This is a genomic window from Streptomyces sp. NPDC104313 (genome assembly GCF_055583985.1).
Window position 1 is genome coordinate 662662 of sequence record NZ_JBVJMW010000002.1, and the last position, 11062, is coordinate 673723.

Here is an 11062-nt window from a genome sequence, read left to right on the forward strand (position 1 = left end):
CGGATTCGGCGGGTGGATCAGCACGCACCCGCGGGACGGTCCCGCTTCACGAGGTTCGTGGAGCCGGTCGTGCCGTCCAGCCACAGCACGCGCAGGCCCTCGGCCGCGGCGGCGTAGACCTGGTCACCACGGTTGCAGGAGACGCGCCGCGCACCGCCCTTGCCGTCGGGGGCTGCCTGATACAGCTTCGGCAGCGTGCCGTTGGCCCACGACGTGGCCGGCGGCATCGTCGTGACCGAGACGGCCTCGTCCGAGGCCGTCAGTGAGTACGCGTACAGGGAGCCGGCGCCGGACTCCGGGGTGACGGTGACCGGGTCCGAGCCGTCGAGCCCCGCGCGGCGCACCGAGGCCCGGCCCGTGTCGGTGAGATCGGCGTCCTCGATCCAGTAGACGCCGTCGTCGGTGAGGGCGGTCTGGCCGACCCCCATCGTGGTGTTCTTGTCGATGGGCATGAGCGTGGTCTTGCCGGTAGCGGCGTCGAGAACCTCGACACCCAGCTTGAAGCCGGTGCTCTCGGGCCACATCTTGGCGTAGGCGATCTTCCCGTCGCGCACCGACGGCAGGGCCGTGCTCCACGGAGTCCGGCCCCCGTCGACCAGGGCCCTCTTGCCCGTACTGATCTGCACGTAACCGACGTGCGCGAGACCGGTGGTGGGGTCGGTCACGGTGTAGACGACGTAGTCGCCGTCGACGGCGAGCGCGGAGACTTCGCCTCCGGCCCCGCCGAGGGTCTTGACGACGCCGCCCTTGACGGGCCGCGTCTTGAGGAGGATGCCCTTCGACGCGTAGTCGACCCAGGCCACGGTCTTGCCGTCGGTGTCCGCGTACACGTTGTAGTCGCCGTTGTTCTCGCTCACCAGCTGCGGCCGGCCCTGACCGGAGGTGTTGCCCAGCCAGACCGAGTACGGCTCGTTACCCCTCTCGTCGGAGTTCGAGACCACGTACTTGCCGCCGCCCGCCCCGACGCCGGTGCCCGCCACGTTGACCTTGCTCAGGATCGTGTCGGTGTCGACGCCGAGCGCCTTCTCCCAGCCGGGCACGATGCCGTGGGCGTCGAACGACCGCTTCACGATCGCCAGCTGGGCCTTGGTGGCACCCAGCTCCTGAGCGGCCGCGAGTACTGCCGCCCGGCCCTCGGTGAAGCCGTCCAGCGGGGTCATGTACGCGGAGAGGGCCCGGTAGACGATCCGGTCGGCGAGGTCGCCGCCCAGGTCCTGGCGCATGTCCCACAGGGCGCCGGAGAAGATGGTGGAGTTGAGGTGCACGCCGCCGTTGTCGCCGCGGAAGGTGACGCCGAGGAAGTCCTTCGACGTCGTGGCACCGTCGTCGAGGTCGCGCAGGGCGCACTCGCGCGGGCCGCGCGTGACGCACAGGTCCTCGCCGAGCAGGCCCGCGTCCGGGTCCTCCATCGAGACGTTGTCGGCCTCGACGTCGATGGCGTTGCCGAAGTAGTCGGCGATCGCCTCGTTCAGCGCACCGGACTGGCCCACGTAGACGAGGTCCGCGGTGTGCTCGATGACGCCGTGGGTCATCTCGTGGCCGACGACGTCCGTGTCCGCGGAGAACGTGCGGTATTCGCCGCCGCCCTGGCCGTAGACCATCTTCGTGCCGTCCCAGAAGGCGTTGTTGTACGGCTGCCCGCCGTTGACCACGCCGACCAGGGAGTAGATGTAGCCGTCCTTGCCGTCGAGGCCGGCCCGGCCGAAGTTGTCCTTGTAGTAGTCGTAGACCTTGCCCGCCGCCCAGTGGGCGTCGATCGCGCCGGCGTCGGTGAGGTCCTTGCCGAGTTCGGGCGTGGCCGACTGGAAGGTCTTGATGCCCGTGGGCCAGCCGCCGGCCGCACTGCCGGCCTCGCGGCCCCGGGCGTCATAGGTCGCCAGCATGGTGCCGATGTAAGAGGAGTCGGCTGCCCGCTTGCTGTAGTCGATCATCTGGTGGACGCCCTTGGTGTCCCTGTACAGGTTCACCTCGGTCTTCTGGCCGTTGTAGCGGATACCTGTGCCCTTGACGACGAGCTGGTCCGCGGCGGTGCCCGACGGTATCCCGGCGTCGGCCGTCCCGTCGGTCACGCCGGTGGCCGTGGCCGGCATCCCGAAGGTCTTGATCGCGCTGTACTGCAGGACCGGGTAACCGGACCGACCGTCGACGTAGACCTCCTGCCGCACCGGCGAACCGTCGGCCGGGTTCACGCCCGTGACCGTGATGTGCCGGGTCAGCACCCCGTCGCCCTGCGGCAGGATCACCAGCCCTCGCGCACTGCCATTGAGCTTGGCCTCGCGTGCTGTGCCGGCTTCGGCGGGAAGACGCAGCATGCCTCCGCCCGACTGCGAGGCCACCGCGCCGACCGCTCGCTCGATGGCGGTCTTCTCGGAGACCTCGGGGGTGACCGAGTCGAGCTTCAGCTCGGTGAAGTACCTGCCGGAGGTGCCGGTGACGGCGCGCTTGCCGTTCTTCTTTTCCATCCGGACGACGTACTCACCGCCCAGGACCGGGACACCCTCGTGCCGCTGCTCCAGGCGCACCGTCTCGCGCCGGTCATGGGTCTGTGTGTCGACGGCCTTCAGGTCCCCCGCCGGGTCGGCGATGTGGTAGCGGCCCTTCTTCGCCTTGAGGTGCCCGCGGGCGGCGTCGGCGGGGCTGCCGGCCGCCGGGACCTCCTCGTGCAGGCCGGAGACGAGCGAGGGCGTCTCGGTGTGGGTACCCGGGGCCACCTCCTGCGTGGGGGCCGTGGCGCCGGTGGACGCGAACGCGGCCGGGACGCCGGTCAACAGCAGCGCGGCGGCGGTGAGAAGCGCCGCCACGCCGTGGCCGACGACGGGGCCGCCGGATGGTCTCTTCGGGGTGCCTGCTGCTCTGCGGACTGAGTTCCGCACGGTGTTCCCTCCAGGGGTACGAACAGGTGACCGGGATTCGGTCCCCGACATGCAAGCCCTGACGGAGGGGCACGAACAATGCCCTGCGGATGCTCACTTGTGTACGTGTACACAAGTGTCAACAGACCCTCCGAGAGGCACGGTTGCGCGGCGTGCGAGGCGTCGGAGGAGGCGAGCGGCGCGTCTGCGCGACTTGTGCGGGGGGAACAGCCGGGGTGTGATGCCCCGCATGCAGCAGGAAATTGGGCAGTGGCGAAGTCTTGGTCTGGGCGACGGCGAACTCGCGGTCTACGAAGCACTACTGGGTCCCGCCCAGTTCGGAACCCGGGCGGCACTGGCCCGGAGCGTGGGCATGAAGGCCCCTCGGGTGAAGGCCGCGTTGAACCGGCTGCTGGAGCACGGCTTCGTCCACCCGGCGCCCGTCGGCGACCGGCTGCCCACGGCCGTGAGCCCCGCCACCGCCATCCGCAACCAGATCCACCTTCGCCGCGCACGGCTCCTCGCCGCCTCGGCGGACCTGGAGTCGCTCACCGCTTCGACGGACCGACTGGCCTCTCAGGTACTGGGCCGGTCGGCGGCTCCCCAGAGAACGGGCATCGAGACAGTGCGGGGCGACCGCGCCATAGCGGAACGGGTGACGGCCCTTCTCGCGTCCGCGAACGCCGAGGTCAATCTGCTCGACCGGCCGCCCTACGCCGCGAGTGCGCCGGACGGCATGCCGGCGCCCCTGCGTGTCACCGACCTCGTCCGCCGGGGGGTGCGGGTGCGTGTGGTGGTCGACCGCGCCGGCCTGGAATTCCCCAGCCGGGCCCGCGGACTGGCCGTGCTGGTGGACGAAGGAGTGGAGATCCGGGTGGCACCGAACCTGCCGACGAAGCTCATCACCGTGGACCGCCAGGTCACTCTGCTCCCTCCCACCGACGCGGCCGACCCCACCCAGGCGGCCCTGGTGGTCAGTGACTCCTTGTTGGGCAACGCCCTGGTGCCCCTGTTCGAGGAGATCTGGCAGCGTGCCCTGCCGGTCGGCCTCGGCGGCACCGAGGCGGTCACGGACGGCGATGGCGAGCTGCTGACGATGCTCGCCTCGGGGTTGAAGGACGAGGCCATCGCCAGACGGCTCGACCTGCACGTGCACACCGTCCGCCGAAGGATCAGCCGGCTGATGACGTACCTGAGTGCCGAAACCCGCTTCCAGGCGGGAATTCAGGCCGTACGCAAGGGATGGCTGACCTCCTGACCCGCGCCGGCCCACCGCCTCCCTCCGCAACGCTCCCGGTGGAGGCGGGCGCACACAGGAGCCGGGCGCTGTAATGCCCGAGTAACGGCGTCTCTCTAGCGTCATGGCTCCCCGTAAATGTCCCGGAGGAGCACCCCCGATGCACCTGTCCCACCCACGGCGCGGATCCGCCGCGTGGACGGCGGTCGCGGTCACCGCGGCCGCTCTGCTCACCGCGCCGCTCTCCGCGTCCGCGTCCCCCCTCCCGCCCGGCTCGTCCGCCAAGGTCGACTCCGGGCTCTCCGCCGCCGTGGCCGATGGCGGCGAGGCGACGTTCTTCGTCGTCCTGAAGGACCAGGCCGACCTTTCGGCGGCCAAGGGCGAGCGTGGGCACGCCGCCAAGGCGAAAGCCGCGTTCAAGGAGCTGCGCGCGCACGCCGCCGACAGCCAGCGGTCGCTGACCTCCTTCCTCGACAAGGAGAAGGTGGGGCACCAGGACTTCTGGATCGCCAACGCCGTCGAGGTCAAGGGTGACGCGGACCTCGTCGCGAAGATCGCGAAGCGCTCCGACGTCGCGAGGGTCGTCAAGGAGCGGCACTACGAGCTGGACGACGTCGAAGCCTCCGGTAGCAAGGCCGAGACGGCGGCAGGCGACGCCGCAGCCCCCGAGTGGGGCGTCAGCGACATCCAGGCGGACAAGGTCTGGTCGCAGTACGAGGACCGCGGCGAGGGCATCGTCATCGCCAACGTCGACTCCGGCGTGCAGTACGACCACCCGGACCTGGTCGCGAACTACCGCGGCAACAACGGCGACGGCACCTTCCACCACGACTACAACTGGTACGACCCGACCGGCCAGTGCGGCACCGAAGGCGTCCCCTGCGACAACAACGGTCACGGCACCCACACGATGGGCACCATGGCCGCCGCGAACGGCATCGGCGTCGCCCCGGGCGCCACGTGGATAGCGGCCAAGGGCTGCGAGACGAAGTCCTGCTCGGACGGCGCCCTGCTCGCCTCCGGCCAGTGGATCCTCGCGCCGACCGACCGCACCGGGCAGAACCCGCGTCCGGAACTCGCCCCGAACATCGTCAACAACTCCTGGGGCGGCGGAAGAACGACGTTCTACCAGGACATCATCGAGTCATGGAACTCGGCCGGCATCTTCGAGGCGTTCGCCGCGGGCAACGCCGGTGACGGCACGACCTGCTCCACCACCGAGGCGCCCGGCGCGCAGGCGCCCGCCTACGGCGTCGGCGCCTACGACTCCACCGGCAAGATCGCCAGGTTCTCCGGCTTCGGTCCGTCGCCCGTCGACGGCTCCCCGAAGCCGAACATCTCGGCCCCGGGCGTCGACATCCGTTCCACCTGGCCTGGATCCTCGTACAACACCATCAACGGTACGTCGATGGCGACGCCCCACGTCGCGGGAGCCGTGGCGCTGTTGTGGGCGGCCTCCCCCTCGCTCATCGGTGACATCGAGAAGACCCGCGCGCTGCTCGACCAGGGTGCCCACGACATCGAGGACACCCACTGCGGCGGCACCGCCGAAGCCAACAACGTCTGGGGCGAGGGCAAGCTCGACATTCTCGCCTCCGTCAAGAAGGCTCCGCGGGAGGCCGCCTCCGTGACCGGCCGGGTCACCGACAGGTCGACCGGCGAGGGGCTCGCCGACATCACCGTCAAGGTCACCGACGGCACCGACACCCGCACCGTGACCACGGGCTCGGACGGCGGCTACCGGCTGGCACTGCTCCCGGGCGCCTACACCTTCACGTTCACCGGCTACGGCTACCGCTTCTCCGAGCTGACAGGCGTCGACCTGGCCGACGACCAGAAGCTGACGCAGGACGTCGCGCTGACCGCCGTCCCGCGGCACGCTGTCACCGGCACCGTCCTGGATGTCACCGGCAAGCCACTGGCCAAGGCCACCGTCGCGGTCCTCGACACCCCGGTCGCCGCGGTCACCTCCCGCGCCGACGGCACGTTCACCCTGCCGAAGGTCGCCGAGGGCAGCTACACCCTGGACGTGAAGCCCAGCGCCCCGGTGCTGTGCAACGGCACCGCCGCCGCGCCGCTGACGGTCGACGACAACGAGAAGACCACGGTCCGGCTCCCGGAACGCGCCGACGCGTTCGGCAACAGCTGCGCCCCGGCCACGTACTCCTGGATCAAGGGCACGGACAAGGTCGCCCTGAGCGGCGACGAGGACGCCAGGACGATCTCGTTGCCCTTCTGGGTCAGCCTGTACGGCGTCGACTACAACAGCGCCTCCGTCACCACCAACGGCCTGGTCAACTTCATGGCCCCGCGCCTGGGCGACTACGAGAACACCGCGCTGCCCGCCGCCGACAAGCCCGACGGCATCGCGGCCCCGTTCTGGGACGACCTGATTCTCGACAACAGGTCGAACGTACAGACGGCCACCACCGGCAAGGCCGGCAAGCGGAAGTTCGCGATCGTGTGGAACAACGCCGCGACGGTCTCCGGCAGCGGCCGTGTCACCTTCGAGGCGGTCTTCGACGAGGCCACCGGTGATGTGACCTTCCAGTACAAGACCGTGCCGGGGAAGGGCTCGGGCGCCACGGTCGGCATCGAGAACCAGACCGGCACCGACGCACTCCAGTACTCGCTCGACCAGGCCGTCCTGACCGACGGTTCGGCGATCCGCATCGCGCAGGGAGCCAAGTGATGAGAACCACCCACACCTCCGGGCGGGCCCTGCGCCTCGCCTCCGCCCTGGTCGCGGCGGGACTCACGCTGACCGCCGCGCCGCACGCGCTGGCCGCTGAGGACGGATCGGCCATGAGGCTGACGAGCACCGAGGCGAAGCAGCTCGGCGAGCAGATCGGTGTCGACGTGTACGGCGACCGGTCGGCCGACGACTCCACCGACCAGCCCACGTCCACCGACGGCGCCTCCCGGGGCGCGTCCGGCGACGGCGCGGCAGCCGCCGACTCCACGGCTCCCGTGACCTTCACCGCCAAGTCCACGCTCGAAGGCGTGCGCGGAGTCGGCGCCACCGTGCCGGCCGCGGGCGGCGGGTACTTCACCGTGCACAGCCTCGGCAACGTCCAGCTGCACAAGGCCGACGGCTCCACCACGTGGGAGCGCACCAACACCTCCCTGTACGCGGACTGGAAGGCCAAGAACGTCCGTCCGTGGCAGACCGAGCCGTACCCGGCGCGCATCCTCATGGGCTACAACGCGGTGAGTCCGTTCGCCCCCACCTCGGACCAGGGCTACGACACCGGTGACCTGACCGGTGACGGCACGCCGGACATCGTCTTCTCGGCGTCCGTCGGCTCCTCGCCCTTCCGGGCCTTCACCTCGCCGGGCTCCTCGCTGTACACCGGCACGTTCGTGACGGTTCTCGACGGCAGGACCGGCAACACCCTGTGGTCGAAGCTGTACGCGTACGCCTCGATGGTCAAGATCGTCGACGGCACACTGCTCGTCGCCGACTCACCGCGCCTCAACGACGGTGGCGCCCCGGCGACCGGGACGGCCACCCTCAGCGGCCTGCGCTTCAGCTACGCCGACGGCGCGCTGACACCGTCGTCGACGTGGACGTACGACACCGAGGAGGCGCGCATCGCCACCTGGGGCGGCATCGAGGCCGTCGGCGACGGCAAGGTCGCCGTCTCCTGGAACCTCCGCAAGACCTCCACCGTCGCCGCGCACGGCACGACCCTGGTCCTCGACACCACCGACGGCGCGGTGAAGTGGACATCCGGCAGCGACCTCTACGGCCGCCAGCTCCACCTGGACGCGAGGCGTCAGCGGGTGGTCGCGCTGGAGCAGACGGACGTCAACGACGCGGTGACATACGAGATCGTCTCCTACGACCTGGCGAGCGGCGAGCGCACCACGCTCGACACCCGGGTCAACGCACTGGCGACCGCCATGACCGTCGGCGACGTCACCGGCGCGACCGGCGCCGAGTACGCGGTCAGCGAGTCGACCCTCACGTCCTCCCACTCCGTCAACGCCAGCACGATCCGTGTCCTCAAGGGCACGGACGGGGCGTCCGTCGAGTGGTCGTACACGACCAAGCGTGGCGCCGGCAACCGCTCGGACGGCGCCAGCACCTGGGACCTGGACGTCGCCGACGGCAGGCTCATCGCCTCGGCGCAGAACGACCGGGACATGGAGAACGCCAGGAACACGGCCGGCCTGGCCTACGGCTCGCTGACGGCGTTCAACTCCAAGGGCAAGGCCGTCTGGCGGCACGAGGGCCTGAACGCCTCGCCGTTGGTCCACCAGGTCTACCGCTCGGGCGGCGACGACTTCGTGCGCGTCATCGACCAGTCCCAGAACGTCCACTCCTACAGGCTCGGCAACGGCAAGGAGAAGGTCCTCACCCCGCTCCGGGGCGATCTGAACCACGGGCGGACCGTCGACCTGAACGGCGACAGGAGGCCGGACGTCGTCGCGGGCGGCTCCTCGCGTGGTGTGTGGGCCTGGTCCGGCCCGTCGCTGGTCAAGGGGACCGAGCCGAAGCAGCTGTGGCGGGCCGACGTGCCCGGCACCGTGCGCGGCATCGCGACCGGTGACGTCAACGGCGACGGAAAGCCCGAGGTCGTCGTCGCCGCGGACTCCGCCACGGTGGTCCTCGACGGCACCACCGGCAGGGTATTGACCACCATCGACGGCGCCGGGGAGTTCGTCCGCTCGGTGACCGTCGCCGACGTGAACGGCGACGGCAGGGCCGAGATCCTCGTCCCGACCGACGCGCTGCGCGCCTACAACGCCCGCGGCTCGCTGCTGTGGACGTACAAGGCGCCCACCGACCGGACCGACGTGGTCTTCTCCGACACCTCGGTCGGCGGCAACCAGGTGTACACGCAGTACACCACCGAGAACGCCTTCTGGGACGGCGACGCCGTCGTCGGCGGCGTGGCCCTCGACGGCGCCACCGGCAAGGTGAAGTGGAACGCCGACCCCAAGGCCCCGGCCAGGGCCGCGGACGGCAAGCTGCACGGCGCCGTCCTCGACCACGGCACCTTCGCCTCGCCGAAGATCCCGTACGCGGACGGGCACGCGGTCGTCAACACCTGGATCGTGCTGGCCGATCCGACGGTCGCCGGTGATCTGAGCACCGCGACCCCGAGGGTCATCGTCGAGATCCGCGACGGCCGCACCGGGAAGCTGCTGCACCAGAGGGCGACCGGAAGCCCCTGGTCGCACGGCAACTTCTTCATCGACGGGAAGAACGACCCGCTGTACTCGGTCAGTTTCGGCTCGGTCCACGGCTACCCGGCCGACGGTGACGACACCCGCGCCTCGGTGATCGCCAGCCTGCGCACCGCCGGCTTCGCCACCGGCCCCGGCGGCCGCAAGCTGGTGATCGGCGGCACCGAGGCCGGCGTGGTCGCGTACGACCCGTCGCAGCTGACCTACGACGGGGCCTTCCAGTCCAGCCGCGGCGGAGTCACCCTGATGGGCGCGCGCGGCTACCTCACCGCCGACCTCGACGGCGACAGAGTGGATGACGTCGTCTCCCTCAACTACGACGACTTCGGAGTCAACCGCGCGGCCGAGCTGCTGGGCGGCGGCGTCCTGTCCCTGGACAACGCCATCCACCAGATGACGGCCTACACCCTGTCCTGATCCACCTCTCCGCTACGCCTCGGACCCCCTGGGCCTCGCCCAGGGGGTCCGAGGCGTGCTCGCCACAGCCGCCCTCACGAAGGCGAGACGGCCCGAGGCGCCGAAGGCAAGCATTCCGGTACCGCTGCCGCACGTCGCTCCAGCACAGAAGCACAGGCGGTGGCAGTGAGCAGGAGGCGCAGGCTCAGCGTGCGCCGGGCCGGGCCGCCGGAGGCCGCAGCGGCGGCCACGTCGCGCGGGGCGCGCTGTGGCCGGTGTCCGTTGACGACGCTCGCGTCGCTCGCCAGTTCCTCCTCGCGGAAGGTCCCGACGATCGCCGCGCCGTGGGTCAGGGGCGGGGGGCCGGAGCATCCCGGAAACGGTTGATCACTTCGTCCTTGAGGGCGATGATCTCGGCCTCCCAGTCCAGCACCGGGCGGGCGGGCACGAGGATGACATGTTCGACGCCCATCTCCACGAACTCGGCCACCCTGGCCCGCACCGCTCGGTATCCGCCGATGGCGTACACATCCCGGCTGGTGGCTCCAGGTCTGTGGGCGGCGACCTCGGCGTCCAGTTCGGCGCGGACCCCGGGGCTGTCGATGGACGGCGGCAGATAGACCACCTGGACGGCCAGGGTGACGGACGTCGGTCGCCCCAGCCGGTCCAGTTCCCCGCGCAGGACGCCGGCGCGGCGGCGGTACTCGGCGGGGGTGATGAACGCCGGCACCCAGCCGTCGGCCAGAGCGGCGACCCGCTTCACCGTCCGGTCCCGGTTTCCGCCCAGCCAGACCGGGAACGGCCGGGGCGCTCCGGTGGGGTCGGTGGCGATCTCACGCAGGATGTCCTCCAGTTCGGCCGCGGCCTCGCGCTGATCCTTCATCAGCAGTTCCCGGGATCCGCCGATGCCCAGCTGGGCGATGAACCTCCCCCCGGATATCCGGTGCAGCCTGGACAGCTCACGGGCGAGTGCGGTCTTCTCCAGCAGCCCCGGGGCCACCAGCGCGTGCGGGCCGAACCGCAGGGACGACGTCCTGTGGGCCACTTCCTTCGCCAGTTCGAGCGCCGGAGGCATGGCGTCCCCGTTGTCGTTGTAGAACCAGAACGAGTCGTACCGGCACCGCTCCACCGTCTCGAGGAGCGGCCACAGCTCGTCCTGGGTGACATGGCTGCGCAGCGCGGTGCCGAAGCAGAACCCGAAGTGAAGCGACATGATCTCTCCCAGTGCGTTGGGGGCCCTTCGCCGGCCGGCCCGGCCAGGGTGTGCCCTGTCGGTTGCGGCATTCGCCCTTATGCGGAGGAACCTCCGGTGCGGATTCACCGGCACAGCTGAAGAAGCTTCCTCGGGAGAGAGGAGTCCAGCGAATCGGTGATCCGCGAT

5 protein-coding genes are annotated in these 11062 nt (G+C 70.5%); 3 read left to right on the forward strand and 2 right to left on the reverse strand.

From position 1 onward, the window contains the following. Nucleotides 1-17: 17 nt before the first annotated feature. The gene (locus ACZ60Q_RS06835; protein ID WP_469629408.1) at nucleotides 18-2873 is read right to left on the reverse strand and encodes a M4 family metallopeptidase; all 2856 of its coding nucleotides are present in this window, start codon (nucleotides 2871-2873) and stop codon (nucleotides 18-20) included. A 229-nt stretch (nucleotides 2874-3102) separates the two neighbouring features. On the opposite strand from ACZ60Q_RS06835, the gene ACZ60Q_RS06840 reads away from it, so the two are divergent. The 3 genes from ACZ60Q_RS06840 (at nucleotide 3103) to ACZ60Q_RS06850 (ending at nucleotide 9702) form a co-directional block, all read left to right on the forward strand. Further along, on the forward strand, nucleotides 3103-4110 hold the full coding sequence (locus ACZ60Q_RS06840; RefSeq protein WP_469629410.1) for a LuxR family transcriptional regulator: 1008 nt from the start codon (nucleotides 3103-3105) through the stop codon (nucleotides 4108-4110). A 139-nt stretch (nucleotides 4111-4249) separates the two neighbouring features. Beyond that, complete coding sequence (locus ACZ60Q_RS06845; RefSeq protein WP_469629413.1) at nucleotides 4250-6781, forward strand: S8 family serine peptidase; 2532 nt, start codon at nucleotides 4250-4252, stop codon at nucleotides 6779-6781. Then, nucleotides 6781-9702: an FG-GAP repeat domain-containing protein gene (locus tag ACZ60Q_RS06850; protein WP_469629416.1), complete on the forward strand. Its 2922-nt coding sequence runs from the start codon at nucleotides 6781-6783 to the stop codon at nucleotides 9700-9702. Before ACZ60Q_RS06845 ends, ACZ60Q_RS06850 begins: the two co-directional genes overlap by 1 nt. A 328-nt stretch (nucleotides 9703-10030) precedes the next feature. Here the strand turns inward: ACZ60Q_RS06850 and ACZ60Q_RS06855 are convergent, their stop codons facing one another. Beyond that, entirely contained in the window at nucleotides 10031-10894 is an 864-nt protein-coding gene (locus tag ACZ60Q_RS06855; protein ID WP_469629419.1) for an LLM class flavin-dependent oxidoreductase, read from the reverse strand. Between the last annotated feature and the right edge of the window lie 168 nt (nucleotides 10895-11062).

Excerpts from the sequence above, each read along its gene's own strand:
- ACZ60Q_RS06850 (WP_469629416.1), top strand. The coding sequence starts at position 6,781 with ATGAGAACCACCCACACCTCCGGGCGGGCCCTGCGCCTCGCCTCCGCC.
- ACZ60Q_RS06840 (WP_469629410.1), top strand. The coding sequence starts at position 3,103 with ATGCAGCAGGAAATTGGGCAGTGGCGAAGTCTTGGTCTGGGCGACGGC.
- ACZ60Q_RS06845 (WP_469629413.1), top strand. The coding sequence starts at position 4,250 with ATGCACCTGTCCCACCCACGGCGCGGATCCGCCGCGTGGACGGCGGTC.
- ACZ60Q_RS06855 (WP_469629419.1), bottom strand. The coding sequence starts at position 10,894 with ATGTCGCTTCACTTCGGGTTCTGCTTCGGCACCGCGCTGCGCAGCCAT.